The 24,111-nt window shown below is 65.5% G+C and carries 24 protein-coding genes and 1 riboswitch; of the genes, 13 read left to right on the plus strand and 11 right to left on the minus strand.

Features of this window, described 5'->3' with window-relative positions:
* Nucleotides 1-52 precede the first annotated feature (52 nt).
* From thiL to hprK, 10 genes are all read left to right on the plus strand, one after another.
* Complete coding sequence (gene thiL, locus QMB55_RS02145; protein ID WP_497587018.1) at nucleotides 53-1,027, plus strand: thiamine-phosphate kinase; 975 nt, start codon at nucleotides 53-55, stop codon at nucleotides 1,025-1,027.
* Entirely contained in the window at nucleotides 1,011-1,508 is a 498-nt protein-coding gene (locus QMB55_RS02150; RefSeq protein WP_497587019.1) for a phosphatidylglycerophosphatase A family protein, read from the plus strand. Before thiL ends, QMB55_RS02150 begins: the two co-directional genes overlap by 17 nt.
* Complete coding sequence (locus QMB55_RS02155; RefSeq protein ID WP_497587020.1) at nucleotides 1,505-2,014, plus strand: CinA family protein; 510 nt, start codon at nucleotides 1,505-1,507, stop codon at nucleotides 2,012-2,014. The genes QMB55_RS02150 and QMB55_RS02155 overlap by 4 nt, the downstream gene beginning before the upstream one ends.
* Before the next feature lie 130 nt (nucleotides 2,015-2,144).
* Complete coding sequence (gene recA, locus QMB55_RS02160) at nucleotides 2,145-3,164, plus strand: recombinase RecA (RefSeq protein WP_497587021.1); 1,020 nt, start codon at nucleotides 2,145-2,147, stop codon at nucleotides 3,162-3,164.
* Nucleotides 3,165-3,186: 22 nt separating this feature from the next.
* A complete protein-coding gene (gene recX, locus QMB55_RS02165; protein WP_497587022.1) occupies nucleotides 3,187-3,633 on the plus strand; it encodes a recombination regulator RecX in 447 nt (148 codons plus the stop codon).
* A gap of 3 nt (nucleotides 3,634-3,636) precedes the next feature.
* Nucleotides 3,637-4,389 (plus strand): LPS export ABC transporter ATP-binding protein, encoded by a 753-nt coding sequence (lptB, locus tag QMB55_RS02170; RefSeq protein WP_497587023.1) that lies wholly within the window; start codon nucleotides 3,637-3,639, stop codon nucleotides 4,387-4,389.
* A gap of 75 nt (nucleotides 4,390-4,464) precedes the next feature.
* Entirely contained in the window at nucleotides 4,465-5,880 is a 1,416-nt protein-coding gene (locus tag QMB55_RS02175; RefSeq protein ID WP_497587024.1) for an RNA polymerase factor sigma-54, read from the plus strand.
* Between the two features lie 129 nt (nucleotides 5,881-6,009).
* Nucleotides 6,010-6,333 carry a ribosome hibernation-promoting factor, HPF/YfiA family gene (hpf, locus tag QMB55_RS02180; RefSeq protein WP_497587025.1) on the plus strand — a complete coding sequence of 108 codons (324 nt, stop codon included), beginning with the start codon at nucleotides 6,010-6,012 and terminating at the stop codon, nucleotides 6,331-6,333.
* A gap of 73 nt (nucleotides 6,334-6,406) precedes the next feature.
* On the plus strand, nucleotides 6,407-6,853 hold the full coding sequence (ptsN, locus tag QMB55_RS02185; RefSeq protein WP_497587026.1) for a PTS IIA-like nitrogen regulatory protein PtsN: 447 nt from the start codon (nucleotides 6,407-6,409) through the stop codon (nucleotides 6,851-6,853).
* 16 nt (nucleotides 6,854-6,869) lie between these two features.
* Entirely contained in the window at nucleotides 6,870-7,814 is a 945-nt protein-coding gene (gene hprK, locus QMB55_RS02190; RefSeq protein WP_497587027.1) for an HPr(Ser) kinase/phosphatase, read from the plus strand.
* 9 nt (nucleotides 7,815-7,823) lie between these two features.
* Here hprK and QMB55_RS02195 read toward each other — a convergent pair whose 3' ends face one another.
* From QMB55_RS02195 to QMB55_RS02205, 3 genes are all read right to left on the minus strand, one after another.
* Nucleotides 7,824-8,792: an FHA domain-containing protein gene (locus tag QMB55_RS02195; protein ID WP_497587028.1), complete on the minus strand. Its 969-nt coding sequence runs from the start codon at nucleotides 8,790-8,792 to the stop codon at nucleotides 7,824-7,826.
* 149 nt (nucleotides 8,793-8,941) lie between these two features.
* On the minus strand, nucleotides 8,942-9,892 hold the full coding sequence (gene ttcA / locus QMB55_RS02200) for a tRNA 2-thiocytidine(32) synthetase TtcA (RefSeq protein ID WP_497587029.1): 951 nt from the start codon (nucleotides 9,890-9,892) through the stop codon (nucleotides 8,942-8,944).
* Nucleotides 9,893-9,909: 17 nt separating this feature from the next.
* Complete coding sequence (locus tag QMB55_RS02205; RefSeq protein WP_497587030.1) at nucleotides 9,910-10,653, minus strand: pteridine reductase; 744 nt, start codon at nucleotides 10,651-10,653, stop codon at nucleotides 9,910-9,912.
* A 113-nt stretch (nucleotides 10,654-10,766) separates the two neighbouring features.
* Between QMB55_RS02205 and QMB55_RS02210 the strand changes: the two genes are divergently transcribed.
* The 3 genes from QMB55_RS02210 (at nucleotide 10,767) to QMB55_RS02220 (ending at nucleotide 13,692) form a co-directional block, all read left to right on the plus strand.
* A complete protein-coding gene (locus QMB55_RS02210) occupies nucleotides 10,767-11,804 on the plus strand; it encodes a DUF6929 family protein (protein WP_497587031.1) in 1,038 nt (345 codons plus the stop codon).
* Nucleotides 11,782-12,672 carry a hypothetical protein gene (locus tag QMB55_RS02215; protein ID WP_497587032.1) on the plus strand — a complete coding sequence of 297 codons (891 nt, stop codon included), beginning with the start codon at nucleotides 11,782-11,784 and terminating at the stop codon, nucleotides 12,670-12,672. The genes QMB55_RS02210 and QMB55_RS02215 overlap by 23 nt, the downstream gene beginning before the upstream one ends.
* A 147-nt stretch (nucleotides 12,673-12,819) precedes the next feature.
* Nucleotides 12,820-13,692, plus strand: coding sequence for a DUF6929 family protein (locus tag QMB55_RS02220; protein WP_497587049.1), 873 nt, complete (start codon nucleotides 12,820-12,822; stop codon nucleotides 13,690-13,692).
* Here QMB55_RS02220 and QMB55_RS02225 read toward each other — a convergent pair.
* The 8 genes from QMB55_RS02225 to QMB55_RS02260 all read right to left on the minus strand — a co-directional run bounded on the left by QMB55_RS02225 (nucleotide 13,682) and on the right by QMB55_RS02260 (nucleotide 24,078).
* Complete coding sequence (locus QMB55_RS02225; RefSeq protein ID WP_497587033.1) at nucleotides 13,682-14,839, minus strand: hypothetical protein; 1,158 nt, start codon at nucleotides 14,837-14,839, stop codon at nucleotides 13,682-13,684. The two genes, QMB55_RS02220 and QMB55_RS02225, sit on opposite strands and share 11 nt — an antisense overlap.
* Before the next feature lie 22 nt (nucleotides 14,840-14,861).
* A complete protein-coding gene (locus tag QMB55_RS02230) occupies nucleotides 14,862-15,119 on the minus strand; it encodes a DUF2249 domain-containing protein (RefSeq protein WP_497587034.1) in 258 nt (85 codons plus the stop codon).
* Nucleotides 15,120-15,279: 160 nt separating this feature from the next.
* Nucleotides 15,280-15,762 (minus strand): bacteriohemerythrin, encoded by a 483-nt coding sequence (locus QMB55_RS02235; protein WP_497587035.1) that lies wholly within the window; start codon nucleotides 15,760-15,762, stop codon nucleotides 15,280-15,282.
* Nucleotides 15,763-15,902: 140 nt separating this feature from the next.
* Nucleotides 15,903-16,943, minus strand: a complete 1,041-nt coding sequence (murB, locus tag QMB55_RS02240) for a UDP-N-acetylmuramate dehydrogenase (RefSeq protein ID WP_497587036.1) — start codon at nucleotides 16,941-16,943, stop codon at nucleotides 15,903-15,905.
* Between the two features lie 136 nt (nucleotides 16,944-17,079).
* A complete protein-coding gene (gene metH, locus QMB55_RS02245; RefSeq protein WP_497587037.1) occupies nucleotides 17,080-20,880 on the minus strand; it encodes a methionine synthase in 3,801 nt (1,266 codons plus the stop codon).
* A 79-nt stretch (nucleotides 20,881-20,959) separates the two neighbouring features.
* A riboswitch (SAM riboswitch) is annotated at nucleotides 20,960-21,037 on the minus strand.
* Nucleotides 21,038-21,139: 102 nt separating this feature from the next.
* Nucleotides 21,140-22,417 carry a TRAP transporter large permease subunit gene (locus tag QMB55_RS02250; RefSeq protein ID WP_497587038.1) on the minus strand — a complete coding sequence of 426 codons (1,278 nt, stop codon included), beginning with the start codon at nucleotides 22,415-22,417 and terminating at the stop codon, nucleotides 21,140-21,142.
* Between the two features lie 17 nt (nucleotides 22,418-22,434).
* Nucleotides 22,435-22,974, minus strand: coding sequence for a TRAP transporter small permease (locus QMB55_RS02255; RefSeq protein WP_497587039.1), 540 nt, complete (start codon nucleotides 22,972-22,974; stop codon nucleotides 22,435-22,437).
* Nucleotides 22,975-23,049: 75 nt separating this feature from the next.
* The gene (locus QMB55_RS02260) at nucleotides 23,050-24,078 is read right to left on the minus strand and encodes a TRAP transporter substrate-binding protein (protein ID WP_497587040.1); all 1,029 of its coding nucleotides are present in this window, start codon (nucleotides 24,076-24,078) and stop codon (nucleotides 23,050-23,052) included.
* Nucleotides 24,079-24,111: the final 33 nt, after the last annotated feature.

The following is a 24,111-nucleotide window of genomic DNA, read 5'->3' on the forward strand; positions in this document are numbered from 1 at the left end:
CCATTTCCGCCCAGGATTCCGTCGCCTCGCCTGCCGTGGTCGAACCCGCCTCATGCCCTCAGAATTCGAGCTGATCGCGCGCCATTTCGCACGCCCGACCCCGCAAGCCGTACTCGGGCCGGGCGACGACTGCGCCCTGCTTGCCCCCTCGCCGGGCATGGAACTGGCGATCACCACCGACATGCTGGTCGACGGCACACACTTCCTGCCCGACACCGACCCGCAACGCCTCGGCTGGAAAACCCTGGCGGTTAACCTTTCTGACCTCGCGGCGATGGGTGCCCGCCCGCGCTGGGTGCTGCTCGCCGGCAGCCTGCCCACGGCCGACGAGGCCTGGATCGCCGCCTTTGCCGACGGCCTTTTCGCCTGCGCCCGGCGCTTTGGCGTCGATCTCGTCGGCGGCGACACCACGCGCGGACCGCGCAATTTCTGCGTCACGGCCCTCGGCGAAGTGCCCGTGGGCACTGCTTTGCGGCGCGACCGCGCCCGAGCCGGCGACGACCTCTGGGTATCCGGCCAGCCCGGCCTTGCCGCGCTGGGCCTCGCCGCACTGCAAGGCGAATGCACGCTCCCCGAAGCGCTCGCCGCGCGCTGCCGGACGGCGCTCGAACGGCCGCTGCCGCGCGTCGAACTGGGCCTCGCCCTGCGTGAGGAAGGCTTGGCCCACGCCGCGATCGACGTCTCCGACGGCCTGCTCGCCGACCTCGGCCACATCGCCGAGCGCTCTCGCCTGCACCTGGAAATCAACGCTCTGCAGTTGCCTCACCTGCCACCCGGCGTCGATCCGCTGCGCGCCCAACGCTGCCAGCTCGCCGGCGGCGACGATTACGAACTCGCCTTCACCGCCGCGCCTGAAAAACGCCCAGCGCTCGCCACCCTCGCCGCACGCCTGGACCTGCCGCTCTGGCGCATCGGTTGGACGCGCGCCCTGCATGACACGCCGCCCGGCGTGACCGTGCTCGATGCAGACGGCCAGCCGCTCTCCCTCAACCACACCGGATTCGACCATTTTGCTCAAAAAACATAGCCCCCCGCCGCCCTTTTCCTTCGTCTTCTCGCACCCGGCCCATCTCGTCTCCTGCGGTTTCGGCACCGGGCTGGCCAGCAGCGCCCCGGGCACCTGGGCGACCCTGCTCGCCTGGCTGACTTTCCCAGCCATGCGCATGTGGCTGAGCGAATTGGAGCTCGCGCTGTTTCTGATCGTCTGCCTGGTCGGCGGCATCTACGCCATCCAGATCACCGGCAAGGCGCTCGGCGAAGCCGATCACGGCAGCATCGTCTGGGACGAGATCGTGCCTTTCTGGCTGGTCCTCGCGCTCTGTCCCGACGGCTTCAAGTGGCAGGCGGCCGCCTTCCTCCTCTTCCGCGCCTTCGACATCGTCAAACCACCGCCGGCCCGCTATTTCGACCGGCACGTCAAGAACGGCTTCGGGGTGATGGCTGATGACTTGTTCGCCGCCCTCTACACCCTGATCACGCTCTACGCGGTGCAGCACCTCTGGGGATGAACACCACCGACCAAGCCACGCTCGAAGCGCTCGCAGAACGCCTCGGCGTTCTGCTACGCAGCGCCGGGCAGACGGTAGCGACGGCGGAATCGTGCACCGGCGGCTGGGTCGGCCAATGCCTGACCGCCATCCCCGGCAGCTCGGCCTGGTACGACCGCGGCTTCGTCACCTACAGCTACGCGTCCAAGAGCGATTTACTGGGCGTTCCCGCCGACTTGATCGCCACGCGCGGCGCGGTCAGCGAAGCAGTCGCGCTGGCCATGGCCGATGGCGCGCTAAGCCACAGCGTGGCCGACTGGAGCGTGGCGATCACCGGCATTGCCGGACCCGACGGCGGCACCCCGGACAAACCCGTGGGCACGGTCTGCTTTGCCTGGGCCGGGCGCGACGGCACGCGCGCGACCCGCACCTGCTGCTTCGTCGGCCACCGCGCCGAGGTCCGCGCCCAGGCCGTGGCCACGGCCCTCACCGGACTCATCGAACACGCCGGACGACTTCTCGCCTAAAGTTACGCCCGCCCCTCGCCTTTTTTTGCCTACTGTATATAATCACAGTACTCGAACCGGGCGCACCGAACCGCTTGCGCGACGTCGAACATGAGATAATCCCGTCATAGAGAGAGCAAAGGAATCCGCAATGGACGACAACAAGGCCAAAGCCCTCGCCGCCGCCCTGGCGCAGATCGAGAAACAGTTCGGCAAGGGTTCGATCATGAAGATGGGCGACCAGTCGGTCGCCAACGACATCCAGGCAGTGTCGACCGGTTCGCTCGGCCTCGACATCGCGCTCGGCCTCGGCGGCCTGCCGCGCGGCCGGGTGGTCGAAATCTACGGTCCTGAATCGTCGGGTAAGACGACCCTGACCCTGCAGGTCGTCGCCGAAATGCAAAAGCTCGGGGGCACCGCCGCCTTCATCGATGCCGAACACGCGCTCGACCCGACCTACGCCCAGAAGCTCGGGGTCAAGCTCGACGAACTGCTCATCTCGCAACCGGACACCGGCGAACAGGCGCTCGAGATCGCCGACATGCTGGTGCGCTCGGGCAGCGTCGACGTGGTGGTCATCGACTCGGTCGCCGCGCTGGTGCCCAAGGCCGAAATCGAAGGCGAAATGGGCGATTCGCTGCCCGGCCTGCACGCCCGCCTGATGAGCCAGGCGCTGCGCAAGCTCACTGGCAACATCAGCCGCACCAACACCCTGGTCATCTTCATCAACCAGATCCGGATGAAGATCGGCGTCATGTTCGGCAGCCCGGAAACCACCACCGGCGGCAACGCGCTCAAGTTCTACGCCTCGGTGCGCCTCGACATCCGCCGCATCGGCGGCATCAAGAAAGGCGACGAAGTCGTCGGCAACGAAACCCGGGTCAAGATCGTCAAGAACAAGGTCTCGCCCCCGTTCCGCGAAGCCGTCTTCGACATCCTCTACGGCGAGGGCATCTCGCGCGAGGGTGAGATCATCGAACTGGGCGTGAACCACAAGCTGATCGAGAAATCGGGCTCCTGGTATTCCTACAACGGCGACAAGATCGGCCAGGGCAAGGACAACGCGCGCGAATTTCTCAAGGCCAACCCGGCCATCGCCCAGGAAATCGAGGCGCGCATCCGCGCCGCGGTCAACGTCCCGTCGCCGCACGCGGCGGCACCGGACGCCTGAGGTCGCCCGCAGGGAAGGCCGCATGAGCGACACCTTGCGCGTCCGCGCCCTGCAACTTCTGGCCCGGCGTGAGCACGCCCGCGCCGAGCTCGCGCGCAAGCTCGCCCCCCACGCCGAATCGGAAGAGGCGCTCACCGCACTGCTCGACAGACTTCAAAGTGAGCACCTACTCTCTGACGCACGCTATGCCGAAGCCCGGGTGCACACCCGTGGCGCCCGTTACGGCAACGCACGACTGGCGCAGGAATTGCGCATTCAGGGCGTCGGCGACGGGGACGTGGACGCCGCCCTGGATGGGCTCGACGACGAGTTAACACGCGCGCGCCAGGTCTGGGAGCGCAAATTCGGCGCCACAGGCCTGCCGAACGACGCCACCGAACGAGCCCGTCAAACCCGTTTTTTGCTTGGCCGGGGCTTTTCCGGCACCATCATCCGGCGCATACTGCGCGGAAATTTTGAAGACGAATGAACGATGTCCGCCGTCCAAACCTCTAGCCCCGCGCACAGCACCCTGTCGACGCAAAACCTGCGCAAGCGTTACAAGAAGCGCACCGTCGTCCACGATGTCTCCCTCGAGGTCGGCAGCGGCGAGGTTGTCGGTCTGCTCGGCCCCAACGGCGCGGGCAAGACCACCTGCTTCTACATGGTCGTCGGGCTCGTCGCCTGCGATGGCGGCGATGTGCATCTCGACGGCCGCCCGATCACCCACCTGCCCATCCACCAGCGTGCCAAGCTCGGCGTCTCCTACCTGCCGCAGGAGGCCTCGGTCTTCCGCAAGCTCACGGTCACCGAGAACATCAAGTCGGTGCTCGAATTGCAGGGACTCGCGAACAACGAGGTCAATGCCCGCGCCGAGCAGTTGCTTGAAGAACTGCACATCACCCACATCCGCAACAGCCAGGCCGCTTCCCTGTCCGGCGGCGAACGCCGGCGCGTGGAAATCGCCCGGGCGCTATCGACTGACCCGCGCTTCATTCTTCTCGATGAACCCTTCGCCGGCGTCGACCCGATCGCCGTCCTCGACATCCAGAAGATCATCCGCTTCCTCAAGGAACGCAACATCGGGGTGTTGATCACCGACCACAACGTGCGCGAAACGCTGGGCATCTGCGACCACGCCTACATCATGAACGAGGGCAGCGTCCTCGCGGCTGGCCGCCCGGATGAAATCATTTATAATGAAAACGTCCGTAAGGTCTATCTGGGCGAGAACTTCCGCCTCTGACGCGACCGCCCCAACTCGCATCTTGCGAAGACCCTCGCGTTCTTCCTGCCTTATAGGCGGCCGACCCGCTTCCGCATGAAGCCTACACTCCAGCTCAAGCTCTCCCAGCACCTGGCGTTGACCCCACAGCTGCAGCAGTCGATCCGGCTCCTGCAACTGTCGACGCTCGAACTGGAGCAAGAACTCGAGCAAATGCTGCGCGACAACCCGCTGCTTGAGCGGGCCGAAGAAACGCTGTACGCCGCGCCCTCAGATTTGGGCGTCGAAAGCGCAGCGTCCGGCGCCGACGCGCCAGCGGAAGAGCCCGCCCCGGGACGCGAAGAGGACAGCTGGCTCGGCGACGCGGACAACGCCAGCTACGGCAGCACTTCAGGCTCGTTTGACGACGACGACGCTGACCGCAACGACGTCCAGGCGGCAACCACTTCGCTGCGCGAGCACCTCACCTGGCAACTGGGCCTGCTCAATCTGCCGGCGCAAGACCGTTCGCTCGTCCAATGCCTGATCGATGCACTCGACGACGACGGCTACCTGGCTGTTCCTCTCGAGGAGCTGGCCGAGGCCCTGACAACCGACCTGGGCATCGAGCCCGAAGAACTGCAGATCGCCCTGCGCTATCTGCAGAATTTCGACCCGACCGGTGTCGGGGCGCGCTCGGCTCAAGAATGCCTGGCCCTGCAACTGCTCGCCCTGCCCACGGACGCTACCCAGCAGTTGGCGCTGAAAATCGTTCGCGCGCACCTCGACTTGCTGGCCGGACGCGATTTCGTTCGCCTGAAGAAGCTCACCGGCGCCGACGACGAAGCCCTGCGGGCCGCGCAACACCTGATCCGCAGCCTCAACCCGCGCCCCGGCGCGCAATACACGCCGATCGACGCGCGCTACATCACACCCGACGTAGTGGTGCGCAAAGTGCACGGTAAATGGACGGCCTCGATCAACCAGGACGCTTTCCCGCGCCTGCGCATCAACAGCCTGTACGCCAGCATCCTCGGCCAGCAACGCGGCTCGGGCCTGTCTGGACAACTTCAGGAAGCCCGCTGGCTGATCAAGAACGTGCAGCAGCGCTTCGACACCATCTTGCGCGTCGCGCAGGCGATCATCGACCGACAGAAGCAATTCTTCGATTACGGCGAGGTCGCCATGCGCCCGCTCGTCCTGCGCGAAATCGCCGACATCCTTGGTTTGCACGAATCGACGGTCTCCCGCGTCACGACGCAGAAATACATGGCGACGCCGCGCGGGATCTTCGAACTGAAGTATTTCTTTGGCAGCCACGTCGCCACCGAAAGCGGCGGCGCCTGCTCGGCCACGGCGATCCGCGCCTTGATCAAGCAGCTCGTCGGCGCCGAAAATCCGAAGAAACCGCTCTCCGACAGTCAGCTCGCTGACGTTCTGGGCCAACAAGGGATTGTCGTAGCGCGGCGCACCGTCGCCAAGTACCGGGAGTCGCTGAACATCCCCCCGGTTAAACTGCGCAAGGCTTTGTAGCTTGCTGTCTCTGACGAGAACACCACATGGATCGCCGCACCGCCCCCTTCATCCTTCCGCCGCAGCCCTGCGGCGGCGGGGTACCCGAGAGCCGCTCCGGCGGCAATCAACTAGCATAGGAGTCGCATTATGAACCTGCAGATCAGTGGACACCACCTTGAAGTCACGCCGGCCATTCACGACTATGTCACAGGGAAGATCGAGCGCGTCGTTCGCCACTTCGACAACCTGATCGATGTTAACGTCATCCTTTCGGTGGACAAGCTGAAGCAGATCGCGGAAGTCACGGTGCACTTGGCAGGCAAGGACGTGCACGTCGAGGCCGTCGAAGAAGACCTTTACGCGGCCATCGACAGCCTGGCCGACAAGCTCGACCGGCAAATCCAGAAGCACAAGCAGAAGCTGCAGGACCATCATCGCGGCCACAAGCCCAGCCAGACCGCCGCGGAATAAGGAATGAGCGACCGGAGGCGGCGCCTGCAGGCACCGCCTCTCAGCGCATCCACCCGGAGCCACCCTTCGTTTTATGACCCACCTTCATCACCTCCTGGCCCTCGAGAACATCGTCCTCGACCTTGATGCGAGCAGCAAAAAACGCGTCTTCGAGCAGGCCGGACTCCTCTTCGAAAACCATCAGGGCATCGCCCGGAGCACGGTTTTCGACAGTCTTTTCGCGCGCGAGAAGCTCGGTTCGACCGGACTCGGGCGCGGCATCGCCATTCCGCACGGGCGGATCAAGGGCCTCAAGACGGCGTGCGGCGCCTTTCTGCGCTTGCGCACGCCGGTACCCTTCGACGCACCGGACGGCAAACCGGTCGGCCTGTTGTTTGTCCTACTGGTCCCCGAGCAGGCCACCGAACAGCACCTGCAAATCCTGTCCGAACTCGCCGAGCGTTTTTCCGACCCCCGTTGCCGCGACATCCTGAGCAACGCCACGACGGCCGTAGCCGTGCGCGACGCCTTCGCCCACTAGTCCTCCCGAGACGCCCATGAGCGCACAACGCACCTTGAGCATCACCCGGCTGTATGAAGATCACATCGAGAAGCTCAAGCTGTCGTGGGTCGCCGCCATCGGCATCGAACGTCTGGTTGCCCTCGGCGATCAAGAGGTCTACGGGCCCGACATCGTCGGTCACCTCAACCTGATCTACAGCCACCGCGTCCAGGTCATCGGCAAGGCCGAAATGCTCTGGGCCGAGCGCGTCGGAAGCGAGCGCTGGCGACGCCAGATCGAAGACATCATGGCCTCGCGCCCGCCAGCGCTGATCGTCGCAGACGGCCTCGAGGTGCCGGCCGACACGCTGGAACTGTGCGAAGCGACGCAGACCCCGCTTTTCACCAGTCCGAAGCCGTGCTCGGCGGTCATCGACGTGCTGCACCTTTATCTCGCCCGCCGTCTGGCCGATACGGTCAGCGCGCACGGCGTCTTCATGGACGTCTTCGGCATGGGCGTGTTGATCACCGGCGACTCGGGCGTCGGCAAGAGCGAACTGGCGCTCGAACTCATCTCACGCGGTCACGGTCTCGTGGCCGACGACGTGGTCGAACTGGCGCGCGTCGCCCCGACGTCCATCGAGGGGCGCTGTCCGGGCATGCTGCGCGACTATCTGGAAGTGCGCGGACTCGGCCTGCTCAACATCCGCACCATCTTTGGCGAAACCGCGTCGCGCCGAAAGATGAAGCTCAAGCTCATTGTCCATCTGCAGAAACACACGCTGGGCGACCTCTCCCAGCGCCTGCCTTTCGAGAATCAGACGCAGGAAATCCTCGGGGTACCGATCCGCAAGGTCGTCTTCCAGGTCGCGGCGGGACGCAACCTCGCCGTCCTGCTCGAAGCCGCAGTACGCAACTGCATCCTGCAACTGCGCGGCATCGATTCGATGGGCGAATTCATCGCCCGCCAGCAGCAAGCCGTCCTCGACAGCGACAGCTGAGTTCCGGTTTCAGAGCAGCTCGTACTCGACCGTATCAGCGCCGGGCAGGCTCGCCGAGCCGGCGAAGGCGATCCGCCCCTTGCCGGCCAAAGCGCCTTCCGAATGGTGCAGGAAAGTCTCGTTGCGCCCATGCGCATGCAGGTAGGTGCCGTTGGTGCTCGAATCGATGAGCACCCAGCGTCCGCCGGCGCGACGTTCGACGCGCGCGTGATGGCGCGATGCCCGCCGGTCATGGATGACGAAATCGCTCTCCGCATCGCGACCAAAGCTCAGGCGCAATACTTCGTCGGCGATCAAACGCACTTCGCCGCGGTAGCGCAGACACAAGCGCTTCCCGGCAAGATCGGCAGAGGTCGCTGCGACCGCCGGAGCCACCGGTTCGGGCCGCGTGACAACCGCACTTTCAACCGGGCGCAGCCCATAGACGCGCTCGTCGCCGCAGTGCGCATCGCGCGCCTCGGTCGCCTTGCGCCACGCAGGCGACAGCGCCGCCTGGCCCGTTTCCCCGGTCAGCACCTGCCCGGCCCCGGCCATGCCGGCCAAGGCGGCCGCGCGACTGACGACGGCGCCGCAAACACCATCCCCCTCGCGGAAAATCGTGCCGCAGGAAAATGCAGCGCGCACCGCCAGTTTGACGCCCGAGATCGGCGGCAAGTCGGCCACCCTTACCTGCATGTCGATGGCGGCCTGAGCCGCTTCGTCGGCGCGGTCGAAAAGCGCCAGCAACTCGCCATTGAGTTGCTTGACGATCCGCCCGGCGCACCCCAGAACGGCCCGTTCCATCCGCGCCAGACAGCGCTCGACGGCGTGGCTCACCTCGGTCTCGCCGAGTTTCTCGATCAGGCGCGCGCTGCCGCAGATGGCGGCAAAGAGAACGGCACACTCCTCGCCGGCCTCATCCATCGCCAGGGCCACATTGGAAACGACGGTCTGCGATCCGAACAAGGCATCGACGACATCCACTGACATGCTGCTCATACCCCGACCTCACGTAGAAAAGGCAGACACCAAACCAGACCGGCGGAAGGAATGCCTACATCATAGCAAACAAGGAACAAAAAAGATTGTGGATTCCAGAAGCCAACTACGGCACACGCGCAACCATGCTTGCGACACTGGCAAACGGATCAGGCCGAAACGACCGGGATGGTCACCGACGACGACGCGACGGGCGGGAGGTCGCTCAATTCCTCGCCGAAACGCGGCCCGTCGAACACCGTGTCGCCGCCATCCATCGCCGGCGTCAGCGTGTCGCCGACACGCAAGCCCTTGAAATCGAAGAAGGCATTGTCAGCAAGATGGGAAGGGACGATGTTCTGCAGCGCCGAGAACACCGACTCGGTACGCCCCGGATAACGTTTGTCCCACTCGGCCATCATCTCGCGCACCTTCTGGCGCTGGAGGTTGTCCTGCGAGCCACAGAGGTTGCACGGGATGATCGGAAACTTCATTCCGCGGGCATAGCGGGCAATCTCCGCTTCACTGCAATAGGCGAGCGGACGAATGACCACATGCGCGCCGTCATCGGTGAGCAGCTTGGGCGGCATGGCCTTGAGCTTGCCACCGAAGAGGAGGTTGAGGAACAGGGTATGGACGATGTCGTCACGGTGATGTCCGAGGGCGATCTTGTTGGCGCCGAGTTCCTTCGCCGTGCGATAAATGATGCCGCGACGCAGGCGCGAGCAGAGCGAACAGGTCGTCTTGCCTTCGGGAATCTTCTCCTTGACGATCGAATAGGTGTCCTGTTCGACGATGCGGTAATCGATGCCCAGACCGGCGAGGTAGTTCGGCAACACCTCGGCGGGAAAACCGGGCTGCTTCTGGTCGAGGTTCATCGCGATCAGCTTGAACGAGACCGGCGCCTTCTGCTGCAGCGCCATCAGGATCGAGAGCATGGCGTATGAGTCCTTGCCCCCCGAGATGCAGACGAGGACGGTATCGCCGTCCTCGATCATGCTGTAGTCGCCGATCGCCTTGCCGACCTGCCGCTCCAGCCCCTTTTTGATGCGCTGTACGTTTTTCGAGGGTTCGGTCGCGTTCGCGTTTTCCGTTACTGCGGCCTGTTCTGCCAATTCCATGTCATTCCAATCAAGTATCAAAGATGCGCCGTCCGCCCGCCGTCGACGTTCAGCACCTGCCCGGTGACGTAAGTCGCCTCGTCGAGCAGGAAGCGTACGGCACGCGCAATGTCCTGCGGCGCACCACAGCGCTTGAGCAGGGTGTGCTCGACGATCTGCGCCCGTTCGGCTGCGGCAAAGCCCGCCGTTTCGCCTTCGGGCCAGAGGATGGGGCCAGGCGCAACGGCATTGACCCGAACCTGCGGCGCCAGCTCGATGGCCAGTGCCCGGGTCAGCCCAAGCAGACCGGCTTTGGCCGCGCAGTACAGCGGGTAACCGGCCAAGGGCCGTTCGGCATGCACATCGGTGATATTCACCACGGCACCGCGCCGCGCTGCCAGATGCGGTGCCGCCGCCTGGGTGAGAAACAACGGCGCCTTGAGGTTACTGCCGATCAGGTCGTTCCAGGCTGCGTCGTCGATGCTACCGAGCGGCGTCGCAAAAAAACTCGAGGCGCAGTTGACCAGGCCGTCGAGCCGACCGAAACGTGCCAGCACGGCATCGACCAAGGCCGCCGTCGGCGTCGGTTCGCCCAATTCGGCAGCGAAAGCCGCTGCTGAATCCGGACGTGCCGCGTTGAGCTCGGCAATCAGCGCGGCCGCCGCTTCGGCATCGCGCCGGTAATGCACGGCCACATTGGCCCCGGCCGCATGAAGTTCGCGCGCGATCGACCGCCCGACGCGCTTCGCCGCCCCCGTTACCAGCACCGTCTTTCCGATCACGCCCACTCTCCCAACCGCCCGCGAATGCTCATTTTAGCGGATTCGTTCCGTCCCCGTAGTCCTCCCCGGAGAGCAGGCTATACTCCCCCACTTTCAACCGCCCGGACTCCGTCGTGTTTTTTTGCCCTCGCCGCCTGTTCGTCTATCTGTCGCTATTCCTCGTTTCGAACATAAGCTTCGCCGCCCCGCCCGCGCTCGAAATCGGCGTCCCAGTAGTGCGCCGCGACCTTCCTCAAGGCTCAGGATTGGCGCGTTGCGCCGAGGCCTATTACGGCATCAGTGACCTCAACGGTTTGCTCTATGTCCTCGACCGCGATTTTCGCGTCGCGCGCACCCACCCCTTGCGCGTCGAACGTCAGCCCGGCAGCTGGCTGGGACGCAAAATTGATCCCGACTTCGAGTCCATCGCCTGCTTCACGTCCGGGACCGAAGACTGGCTGATCGTCCTGGGCTCCGGCCACCGCACGGGCGTCAGCGACAGCGGCCATTTAGTCTTAGCCGCAGACCCGACGCGCAAATACCACCGTTCGATGGCCCCCCTCTACGCCCAATTGGCCGCCAGCGTCCAAAGCAGCGCCATGCCGCAGCTCAACATTGAAGGGCTGGCGATCGCCGGCGATACCGTCTTTCTTTTTCAGCGCGGAACGCATTTTTTCCGTCTCGCCCTGCCCGAATTGCTCGCCTACTTGCGCGGCGAAAGCGAGACGCCGCCGGCCTTCACCACGTTCAGCGTACTCTTGCCGCCGATCAGCGGCAGCGCTTCCGCCTTCTCCGGCGCCGAATACTGGCCGGAAGCTCAGGCGCTGATTTTCACCGCCTCGGTCGAAGCCAAAGCCCCCGACGCCCCAAAGGGTAAACGTCTGGCGAGCGCGCTCGGTCTGATCGACCTCGACGCGCTGCGTACCGACGCGCCGCTCGACCTGCGCCCGCGGACGACGGTAATGCGCGCGGACGAACGCACATTGCACACGAAAGCAGAATCGCTGATCATCACCCAGAGCAATGCATGCCAGATTCATGGTACGCTGGTCAGCGATAACGACGATGGGAGAAGCGTGTTCCGCGCTTTCACCCTCACGCAGAACGCACCTGCAACAGGACGCGTCACCTGCCCGGAGAGCCGCGAAAATGAGCGACAGCCTCGCCCCTGAAGACGAACCTCTCGACGCCGAAACCCTGCTCGACTTCGCCGAGCGCATCGAGGGCCTGCCGCCGGAAACGGCTGCCTGGGCCGGCCCGCTGTTCCAGGAATGCCTGCGCGCTCGCCTGCGCGAAGCCGAACTGGTGGCCGACGCCGCAACCCCGTCCGCCGACGCACCCGTCCCTGGACGACACCAGAATCAGGACTCGGATTGCGACGCCGAGCTCGCTCAGGTCGCACTGGATGTCGCCGAATGGCTGAAAACCCTTTGGGACGTCGGTTACATGGGCGCCGGCAGCTTCCCGGCCGCGCCGCGCAGCGCCTTTCCTCGCATCGAACTCGACGACGTCTTCCAGTCGGCGCTGTTTGCCCGCATTCGCCAGGGCAAACGTCCGCTGCCGTTTCCGCCGCCAACCCGCCACGGCCGCCCCTGGCACGCGCTGATCGAAGACGAGCGTTTCACCGGAAGCGTCGCAGCCGAGCCAGTGCACGACGCCGACGGTCGCCTGCTCGGCGTACAGATCGAGGCCGATAACGGCTGGCAGTTCGTGGATACCGGCGCAACGTCCGACGCTTCAACTACGATCGTCCAGCACCGCGGTCGCGGGCCGCTGTTCCGGCTCGAGCTGTCCCCGCCGACGTCCCGGCTGACCCGACTGCCGGCGCAGCATCACCAGCCGATCCGCCTGCGCGAACGCGGCGGCATCCGCAGTTTCAGCCTCGAATGGTCTCTCAGCGGAGCGAAGCCAATCGCCGTCCCCCTGCGTGCGGCCACCTGGGAGCGCGCCGAAAGCGAGGCTGCGCACTGGATCGCGACGCAGCACCCTGCCTTGTACGGCCGCGTGGCGTTCCTGCGCGCCGATGACACCACGCCATAAGCCCCAAAACCGCTGAAGGAGCACGCCATGTCGACTCGTTTCGTCCGCCCTCTGCTGCTCATACTCTGCTCGTTCTAGAGTGTCTCCGCTGCGGCCGCCGACCCGGCCTTCAGCCTCCAGCTCGGGCGCGCTGAGCATGTCCAGAGCATTTCCTCGGGCTCGGGCATGGTCCCCTACGGCAACGGCTACCTCGTCGTCGGAGACGACACGCCCTACCTGTTCACGGTCGATCGCCACTTCAGCCTGCGCGACCAGACCCTCCTCAAACCCTACCCGATGAGCTACCGGCGCATCGACAAAGCGATCAAGCCGGACTACGAAGCCATGGCCCGCTTCGTCCACCGGGGCGATGACTGGGTGCTGATACTCGGCTCAGGCAGCAAGAAAAACGTGCGCGAAACCGGCTTCCTGCTTTCCGCCGACCAGCGCGTCGTGATCGAGCGCTCGCTGGCTCCGCTCTATCAACAACTGGCCACGGCTGGCGGGCTACGCGGCAAGCAGACACTCAACGTCGAGGGGCTCGCGGTGGCGGGCGATCAGGTTTTCTTCCTCAACCGCGGCAATTCCGGCCCCAACCTCATCTTCCGCGCCGACCTCGGCGAAGTCGTCGCCTACATGCGCGGCGAACGCGAAGCGCTCTCCCGCATCGAGCGCTACGACGTCCGCTTGCCGGTCGTTCAAGGTTTCGAGGCCACGTTCTCGGGCGCCGACTACTGGCCGCAACTCGACGCTCTGGTGTTCAGCGCCTCGGTCGAGGCAACCGGCGACGCCTACGCCGACGGCGCGGTGCTCGGCAGTTACCTCGGCGTCGTCCGCCTTGAGCAGCTGCGCAGCGGAACGATCAACGACCTGAGCGACACGCTGGTCCGTCTGCGCCAGAAAGGCCGGCCGCTCCTGACCAAGGTCGAATCGGTCGCCATCACCGAAAGCGATGCGCGGCAGGCTAAGGGCGCCCTGGTCAGCGACAACGACGACGGCAGCAGCGTCTTCTTCAACTTCAAACTGACGCTCAAGCGCTGAGCGTCCTGGCGCCGGACAACAGCCCGGCCCGCGCCGCCCGCGCCAGTGCAAGGAGCAGCACGGCCAGCGCAGCACCGGAGAGGGCGAAGGCCCACGCGGTGGCCCCGGCGGCTGCGGCGAACGCGGCCCCCAGGTGCAGCAGGGCGCGCACCGGCCCGGCGTGCGTCAGCTGCGCGCGGCACGCCAGACGTTCGGGCGTCAGCCGACCCGGGTGCGCCCAAACCGGGATCAACTGGCTCAAGGCGCCGCTGACCAACGGCAACATGAAGGCGATGACGAAGACGAGCGGTAGGCGCGTTCCTGCCGACATCGCGCCGAAAACGTCCAGTCCCAGGCAGAGCAAGCTCAGCAGCCAGCCGGCAAGCGCGACGCACAGCAGTAGCGTCACCGCGTCCTCGCCCAGACGACGCCCATAGGCGCGTCCCCAAGCCCAGGCCAGCCGGAGGGCGCAGGCTGCGAGCAGGGCCACGCCGGCCAAACCCACAACGACGCCGTTCGCGGTGGGCATGAACGCTGCGCCGGCCAGCGCCAGCACGCCGCCGACGGCCGGGCCGAGGTCCTGGCGCAAGCGCTGCGCGGTGCGCGGGTCGGGTGCGCCGAAAACGGTCGGCAGAAGCACGTGCAGGGTCCCGAGCGCCGTCAGCCCGACGAAACCGAACAGGTTAAGCCGCACGTGCGCCGCACGCAGCGCCGTGTACTGTTGCGGCCAGAGGTAGGCGGCGACAATCGCCGCCAGTCCGGCCAGCAGGCAGAGCAAGGCCGCCAGATACCAGCGCCAGCCTGGATGCGGCGTCCCGAGGGCCTTCCCGGCCCGTCGCAAGAGCCAGCCGGCGAGGGCTGCGGCGGCGCCCCAGGCCAGCACCGCCGCGCCGTGCAGGACGCCCAGTCCGCCCTGTCCGGCGACAAAAAACAGTGCCAGCAGCCCGGCCCCCTGCAGCACAAACGGCAGCCGCGCAAGTCCCGGCGAAGCACCAGCGCTGCGCGTCAGCACCGGGACGAAATGCAGCATCGCGCTCCCGATCAGCGGCAGCGCACCGACGCCCAGCGCTGCGTGCACAGCCACCGTAGGCGTAACCTCGCCCACGAGCGCGGCCAGCACCGCCAGCGTAAACACGCCGACGGCGCAGATTCCGAGCAAAATCGGCATGCTGGCGTTCAGCCCGATCAACTCACGCCTTTTTCAGGAAGTCGATCACGATGGCGCCGGGCGCCCGCTCCACGTATTCGATCGCGATCGACTCGCCGTAGCGCGCGCGCAATTGCTCGAGCAGCGGCAGCGGGTCATGGTCGTTGCAAAAGCGCATCGTCTCGCCGGGCAGCAAGGCGTCGAAGGCGCCGAAGATCGCGGCGTGACGGAAGCGTTTGGCAATGCCGCGTGCGTCGAAGGAATACAGGGCTTCCGGGGTGGGCAGGCCGCACTTGTGCATGACGGGTTCCTCTCGTGTGTGCAAAAACCCGAGTGTCGGCCTTCCGCCCGCCACTTTCCTTGATCTCGCGCAGCCATCGCCCCAGGCGCAGCAGGGCCATTCTTCGGTGGAGGAAGAAAAGGCCGGCACCGAAAGGCGTAACGCCGGCCTCAGTCGCCCCTCACCAGAACTTCCACCACCAGCGCTTCTTGGCCATCGTCTGCTCGACCTCGCGCGACCATTGGCTGTACTGCCCCAGCCCGGCCTTGTGGAAGTGCGGGCCGAAGCGCTTGTCGCTCTCGTTGATGTGACGCACCAGCCAGTTGCGCAGGAAATGCAGCAGCTCGAAGCTGATCGCCGCGTTCTCGTGATCGAGCTTGTGCTGCAAGGCCTGGACCTGGGCGATCAGGTCCTCGTGCTGCTGCTTGTGCACATCGAAGCCGGGATAATGCGTCAGGCGCATCAGGCTCTCCTCGAGCATGAAATGCGTGCGCGTGTATTCGGCCAGGCGATCGAGAATCTGGCGCGATGCGGCCTTCCCGCGATGCTCGAGGATCGCCGCGTGCAACTCGTTGAGCAAACCGACCAGCACCTTGTGCTGCTCGTCGACCTCCTGGATGTCGACGCTGAACTCGTCCGACCACTGAAACAGGACGTTCTCCATGCTTTCCCTCCTTGAGAAACGCAGCGGAACCCTGATCGTGCGGCCAAGACGGCTCGCACGCCTGTCATTGGTTTTATTCTGGCTTGATCTTACGGGGAAAAGCGGTCGGCCGTCAGCCTGTGGTTAACCTCAGGCGAAGCTCACAGGAAAACCGGCTCGACGTGCAGGTCGACACCGAACGTGGCGCGCACGTCGCGCTGCACGGCGCGCATCAAGGCACGCACGTCGTCGGCCACCGCGCCGCCGCGATTGACGAGCACCAGCGCCTGCTTCTTGTACATCCCGACCGGGCCGAGGTCGCGCCCCTTCCAGCCGGCATGCTCGATCAGCCAGCCAGCGGCCAGCTTGACCCGCCCGTCGGCCTGCGGATAGACCGGCAGCGTCGGGTGCGCGGTGCGCAGACGCCCGGCGAGCGCAGCGTCGACCACCGGGTTCTGGAAGAAGCTGCCGGCGTTGGGAAGCACCGTCGGATCGGGCAATTTGCTGCGACGCACCGCGCAGACGGCATCGAAGACGCGCTGCGGCGAAGGCGGCGCAGCGTCACCCTCTCGCTGCAGGTAGGCCGCCAGATCGGCGTAACCGGTGTTCGGCTGCCAGGCTTTGGGCAGGCGCAGGGTCACGTCGACGATGGCATAGCGTCCGGCGCGCGACCAGCCCTCGGCCTTGAACACGCTGTCGCGGTAGCCGAAGCGGCAAGCGGCGCGATCAAAGCGCAGCAGGTCGCCGGTGTCGAGATCGCAGGCCGTGAGTTCCTGGAAGCGGTCGGCAAGTTCAAGGCCGTAGGCGCCGATGTTCTGGATCGGCGCCGCCCCCACCGTGCCCGGGATCAGGGCCAGGTTCTCCAACCCCGGCCAGCCCTGGGCCAAGGTCCAGGCGACGGCATCGTTCCACACTTCGCCACCGCCCAGGCGCACGTAACGTGCCTCAGCATCCTCGCCCGCGAGCTCGCGCCCGATGACGGCCATATGCACCACCAGCCCGTCGAACTCGCTCGGCAACACGAGGTTGCTGCCACCGCCGAGCACGAAACGCCGACAACCGGCCGGCAACCCCGAGCCCGCCAGCTCGGTGAGCTGGGCGCGCGTTTCGAGGCGTGCGTAATGCGCTGCGCGGCACGGCAAAGCAAGGGTGTTGCAGGCCGACAGGTCGACCCCGGACTGGACGAAGGCTGGGAAATTCACGACAGGCTCAGGAAAGGCAAAAGGGGATTAGACCCGAAAAAGAGGATTCACCACAACGAACACGGCGGGCGCGACGATCAGCACCAAGGCTCTCGCGGCGCGCCGTCGTGTCCGCCGTGCTGCATCGCTCAAGCGCTCAGAGCAGCGGCGCGAGCCAGCGCTCGGCCTCGGCGACCGACATCCCCTTGCGTCCAGCCCAGGCTTCGAGTTGGTCGCGGGCGATCTTGGGGATCGCGAAATAGGCGGACTCGGGGTGGGCGAGGTAGAAACCGGCGACGGAGGCCGCCGGCGTCATCGCGCAGGATTCGGTCAAGCCCATGCCGGCGTTGGCGGGCGCGTCGAGCAGGGTAAACAGCTCGCGCTTGGCGGTGTGATCCGGACACGCCGCATAGCCCGGCGCCGGGCGGATGCCGACGTAGCGCTCGGCGATCAAGGCTTCGTTATCCAGCGATTCTTGCGCCGCGTAGCCCCAGTATTCGGTGCGCACGCGCTGGTGAAGCCACTCGGCCGCCGCTTCGGCGAGGCGGTCGGCAAGCGCCTTGAGCATGATCGAGGAATAATCGTCGTGGGTGGCGGCAAACTCGGCGAGCTTGCTCTCGATGCCCAGCCCTGCGGTCACCGCGAAGGCGCCGGCCCAGTCGGCGACACCGCTCCCGACCGGGGCGACAAAGTCGGCCAGCGCCAAGTTGCGCCGGCCGGCCGGCTGCTTGTGCTGCTGCCGCAGACCGACCCAGCGCCCGCGTTCGGCGCTGCGCGCTTCGTCGGCATAGAAGACGATGTCTTCGCCGACGCTTGCCGCCGGCCACAGCGCGAAAACCGCCCGCGCGCCGACCCAGCGTTCGGCGACCAGCCGCGCGAGCATGGCCTGCGCATCGGCATAAACCTGGCGCGCGGCTTCGCCGACCGTCGGATTATCGAGGATGGCTGGGAAGCGCCCGGCCAGATCCCAGGTCTGGAAGAACGGCGACCAGTCGATGTAGGGCACGAGTTCGGCCAGATCGAGTTCAAGTGCGTGCAGGCCGGGGCGTTGCGGCGCGACGGGGACGTGCGCCGGACGCGCCTCGGCGGCATGTGCCGCGCAGCAGGTCGGCGCCGCGACGGCCGGGCGGAAGGCATTGGCGCGCGCCACCTCGAGCGGCACCAGGGTCATGCCCTTGCGGCCGGCGTGTTCGCTGCGCACGGCTTCGTAGTCGGCGGCAATCTCGGCGACAAAGGTCGCCGACTGTTCGGTAGACAGCAGTTTAGTGACGACGCCGACGGCACGCGAGGCATCGGGCACATAGACCACCGGCCCGGCGTAGTTGGGCGCGATCTTGATCGCGGTGTGGGCACGGCTGGTGGTCGCGCCACCGATCAGCAGCGGCACTGCACTGCCCTTGCTGTTGTCACCTTCTCCGGCAAAGCCCTGGCGCTGCATCTCGGCGGCGACGTGCGCCATCTCTTCGAGCGAGGGAGTGATCAGGCCGGACAGACCGATGGCCTGCGCACCGTGTTCGCGGGCCGCGTGCAGGATCTTGTCGCACGAGACCATGACGCCGAGATCGACGACGTCGTAGCCGTTGCAACCGAGCACCACGCCGACGATGTTCTTTCCGATGTCATGAACGTCGCCCTTCACCGTGGCGACCACGATCTTGCCCTTGCTCGCCGCGCCGGTACGCGCCTTTTCTTCCTCGATGAACGGGATCAGGTGGGCGACGGCTTGCTTCATCACCCGCGCCGACTTCACCACCTGCGGCAGGAACATCTTGCCGGCGCCGAAGAGGTCGCCGACAACGTTCATCCCGCCCATCAGCGGCCCTTCGATCACCGAGAGCGGGGGCCGCCCGGCGGCGGCCAGCGCGGCCCGGCATTCTTCGGTGTCGGCAACGACGAAGTCGGTGATGCCCTTGACGAGGGCGTGCGCCAGACGTGCTTCAACCGGCTGCTCGCGCCAGGAGAGGTCGGGACCGCTTCCTTCCTTGGCTTTGCCTTCCTTGACCGTCTGCGCGAACTCGACGAGCGCTTCGCCGGCCCCCGGATGGCGATTGAGCACCACGTCCTCGACCTTCGCGCGCAGCGTGGGCTCGAGGTCGTCGTAGATGCCGACCATGCCGGCATTGACGATGCCCATGCTCATTCCAGCCTGCACCGCGTGGTAGAGGAAGACGGTGTGGATCGCCTCGCGAACCGGATCGTTGCCGCGGAACGAGAAGGAGACGTTGGAGACGCCGCCCGAAACCTGCGCGTGCGGCAGGTTGGCGCGAATCCAGCGCGTGGCCTCGATGAAGTCGACGGCGTAGTTATCGTGCTCGGCGATGCCGGTGGCGATGGCGAAGATGTTCGGGTCGAAGATGATGTCTTCGGCCGGGAAACCGGCTCCGCCTTGCTCCGGCGATGCCGTCAGCAAGGCATAGGCGCGGGCGCAAATCTCGGTCTTGCGCGCGAAAGTGTCGGCCTGCCCCTGCTCATCGAAGGCCATGACCACCACCGCGGCGCCGTAACGGCGGGCGAGGCGGGCTTGTTCGAGGAATTTGGCCTCGCCTTCCTTCATCGAAATCGAGTTGACGATGCCCTTGCCCTGGATGCACTTGAGGCCGGCCTCAATGACGTCCCATTTCGACGAATCGAGCATCACCGGCACGCGCGCGATGTCGGGTTCGGAGGCGATCAGCTTGAGGAAGCGGTCCATCGCCGCCAACCCGTCGAGCATTGCCTCGTCCATGTTGATGTCGATCACCTGGGCGCCGTTCTCGACCTGGTGCCGCGCAACCGCCAGCGCGTCGTCGTAGCGGCCTTCGAGGATCATCCGCGCGAAGACACGCGAGCCGGTGACGTTGGTGCGCTCGCCGACGTTCACGAACAGCGACTCCGGCCCGACGTTGAAGGGTTCGAGGCCGGACAGGCGCAGCTTTTTCTCAATCGCAGGCAAGGCGCGCGGTACGACGCCGTCGACGGCGCGGGCGATCGCCGCGATGTGTTCGGGCGAGGTGCCGCAGCAACCGCCGAGGATGTTCACATACCCTTGGCGCGCCCAGTCGGCGACTTCGCCGGCCAGTTGCTCGGGCGTCTCGTCATAGCCGCCGAAGGCATTGGGCAGGCCGGCGTTGGGGTGGGCCGAGACGTGGCAATCACAGACGCGCGCCAGCTCCTCGACGTACTGGCGCAGCTCCGGCGCACCGAGCGCGCAATTAAGGCCGAAGGACAGCGGCCGGATGTGGCGCAGCGAATTCCAGAAGGCTTCGGCGGTCTGCCCCGAGAGCGTGCGCCCCGAGGCGTCGGTGATCGTGCCCGAGATCATCACCGGCCAGCGGCGGCCGGCGCGTTCGAAGAACTGTTCGAGGGCGAAGAGCGCCGCCTTGGCATTGAGCGTGTCGAAGATCGTCTCGACGAGCAGCAGGTCGGCACCGCCATCGGTCAGGCCGCGAATGGCTTCGTCGTAGGTGGCGACCAGTTCGTCGAAACTGACGTTGCGGTAGCCCGGATCGTTCACGTCGGGCGAGATCGACGCGGTGCGCGAGGTCGGGCCCAGCACGCCGGCGACGAAGCGCGGCTTGGCCGGCGTCTGCGCCGTAAATTCGTCGCACACCTCGCGCGCCAGGCGTGCACCGGCGAAGTTCAATTCGTAGACGATGGCTTCGAGCCGGTAATCGGCCTGCGAGATTGCCGTCGCGTTGAAGGTGTTGGTTTCGAGGATGTCGGCACCGGCCGCGAGGTATTCGGCGTGGATGCTGCGAATCACATCGGGTCGGGTGAGCAGCAGGAGGTCGTTGTTGCCCTTGACGTCGTGCGCGTGCGCGGCAAAGCGCTCGCCGCGGTAATCGGCCTCCTGCAGGCTGTGGCGTTGGATCATCGTCCCCATCGCCCCGTCGAGGACAAGCACGCGCTGCGCAAGCAGCTTGGCGAGCTCGGAAGAGCGGTCGGGTTGAAGGCAGGGCACCAGGGACGTCGGGGACATGGGGAACCTCAAAATGAAAAAACCCGTTCAGCGGCGACGGCGAACGGGTTTCGAGAGTGGGGCTCAGGAATGCTGGATCGAGCCCGCTTGCACGCCCGCTTTAGCCGGACTTGTAACGCGCCCGCAAGCTGAACTTCAAATCGGCGCGCGCCCGGAGACCGGACGAGGGCGTCAATCTACGCGGCAAGCCCTTGATTGTCAATCCATCGTACCCTGGAGACGTGGCCGGCCCGGAGCGCTCCGGGCCGGCCACGAGAGACTACATGAACCAGCGCAGCGGTCCCATCACCAGGCCGGGGAACATCACCAGCAGGAAGAGCACCACCAGCTCGGCGATCAGGAAGGGCGCCACCCCGACGATGACCTCGTCCATCTTGACCTTGGCCACGCCGCAGATGACGTTGAGCGTGGTGCCGACCGGCGGAGTGATCAGGCCGATGGCGTTGTTGATGATGAACAACACGCCGAAATACACCGGGTCGATCCCCGCCTGCTTGATCACCGGCACCAGCACCGGGGTCAGGATGAGGATGGTCGGCGTCATGTCCATCGCCGTACCGACGACGACGACCATGATCATGATCATCAGCATCAGGAGCTTCGGATCGTCCATGAAGGGTTCAAGCAGGCTGGCGAGTTGCCCCGGCAGGTCGGCCACGGTGATCAGCCACGACGAAACCATCGCCGCCCCAGCGAGCAGCATCACCACCGCAGTCATTTTGCCGGCGCTGAGCAACAGCGGATAAAGGTCGCGGACCTTGATCTCGCGGTAGATCACCATGCCGACGAAGAGCGCGTAGACCGCCGCGACAACCGCCGCCTCGGTCGGGGTGAAGATGCCGAGCTTGAGGCCGAAGATGATGATCAACGGCATGATCAGCGCCCAGCCACCGTCGAGCGCGGCGGCACGCACTTCCTTCCAGCTCTTGCGCGGACGCGGCTCGAGCTTGTCCTTGCGGATTACCCACGCCCAGGCCAGCAGGATGCTGATCCCCATCATCAGGCCGGGGACGATGCCGGCCATGAACAGCTTGGTGATCGACACCTGCGCGACGACGCCGAACATGACGAAGGCGATGCTCGGCGGGATCACCGGCGCGATGATCCCGCCCGCGGCAATCAAGCCTGCCGAACGGGCGACGTTGTAGCCAGCTTCGCGCATCATCGGGATCAGCAGCACGCCGATCGCCGCCGTATCGGCGGCGGCCGAACCGGACAGGCTGGCCATGATGATCGCCGCGAACACGGCGACGTAGCCGAGGCCGCCGCGGATGTGACCGACCAGCGCCATCGCCAGGTTGACGATGCGGCGCGACAGGCCACCGGCGTTCATGAACTCACCGGCAAGGATGAAGAAGGGCACCGACATGAGGACGAAGTTGTCCGCGCCGTCGATGGTGTTCTGGGCGATCAGCTGCGCATCGAACATTCCCATGTGCAGCATCAGCGCAACGCCGCAAACCATCAGGGCAAAGGCGATCGGCATGCCGAGCGCCATGGCGCCGAGCAGCGAAGCGAGAAAAACGGTAACGACCATGTGAATCTACTCCTCGCTCAGCGCTCGCCGGAAGGCGCGCCGTGTTGATCGACTTCTTCCGACTCGCGCGTCTGGACGAGCTCGTCCTCCTGCGCACGGCCGGTCAGGATGCGCCAGCTGTTGGCGACGACGATGATCGCCACGCCAACACTCATCACCAGGCCGACGCCGTAGTGAAAGGCCATGGAGATCCCGGTTGCCGGCTTGATCGTGCCCAAACCAAGCACCGTCTGCGTCCAGCTGCCGACGAAAAAGAGGTAGCACACCCAGAGGATCAGCGCATTGCTCGCCAGGGCGCAGAACACCTTGCCGCCGCGCGGCAAACGAGACACCAGCGTATCGACCCCGAGGTGCGCGTGCTCCTTCATCGCCACCACCGAGCCGACGAAGATCAGCCACAGGAAGAGCAGGCGCGACAGCTCCTCGCTCATCGTGATCCCCGAATTGAAGAGATAGCGCAGGACCACGTTGCCGAAAACCATGATCACCATCAGCGCCAAAGAAACGACCATCGTGCCATGCATGGCATGGTCGAGATACTTTCCGATTGCTTTCATTGCATCCCCCGGCGGACCCGCCGTCCGCCCAAATAAAAAACGCACACCGCGGAGGCGGTGTGCGTTTTCCTGGCCTTACTTGAGGTTCTTGGTGCGCTCGAGTTCGGCGTAGAACGCCTTCACCAGCGCCGGATCAAGCTGGCCAGCATATTTCTCGGTCACCGGCTTGGCCACCGCCTTCATGCGCTCAAGTTCCTTGGCGTCGATCTCGTTGAGCTTCATGCCCGAGTCGGTCAGCTTCTTGCGCGACTTCTCGGTCATCGCCCGCGCGGCCTTGCGCTGCACGTCACGCGCGGCGACCAGGGCTTCGTCGAAGATCTTCTTCTCGTCGGCCGAAAGGCTGTCCCACAGCTTCTTGCTGACCATCAGCATCTGCGGGTTGTAGATGTGACGCGTGCCGCTGAAGAATTTCTGCACTTCGTAGAACTTGTTGGCATCGACCGAGGTTTCCGGGTTTTCCTGGCCGTCGACGGTCTTCATCTCGAGCGCGGTGTAGAGCTCGGGGAAGGGCATCGGCACGGCGTTGGCGCCGAGGGCGTTGAACAGATCGACGTAAAGCGGGTTGAGGATGGTGCGGATCTTCAGGCCCTTGATGTCCTCAAGCTTCTCGATCGGACGCTTGCTGTTGCTGATGCTGCGGTAGCCCTGCTCCATAAAGCCCAGACCGACCCAGCCCTTGGCCGGCATCAGGTCCATCAGCTGGCGACCGAAGGCGCCGTCGAGCACGGCGTCGGCCTGCGCCTCGTTGGCGAACGAGAAGGGGAAGTCGAGGACCACGAACTCCTTGATCGTGCCGACGAGCTGCGCCGGCGACATCATCGAGATTTCGACCGTGCCGCCCTGCATCGCTGCGGCGACCTGCTGCTCGCCGCCCAGCGTGCCGTTCGGGAAAATCTTGACCTTGATCTTGCCGCCGCTCTTCTGACCGACGACGTCGACGAATTTCTGGGCACCCAGGCCTTGCGGATGGTCGATCGCATTGACGATCGGGAACTTGAGGTTGCGCTCCTTGATGTCGGCGGCGAGCCCTTGGCCCGACGCCAGACCCAGCGCGGCGACGATCGCCAGCGGAGCAAACAGTTTGCGAACAAATTGCGTTTTCATGATCGATCCCTCTCCTGTAGAAAAAAACATGCT

It is taken from the genome of Propionivibrio sp. (genome assembly GCF_041441355.1).
Taxonomy (GTDB): domain Bacteria; phylum Pseudomonadota; class Gammaproteobacteria; order Burkholderiales; family Rhodocyclaceae; genus Propionivibrio.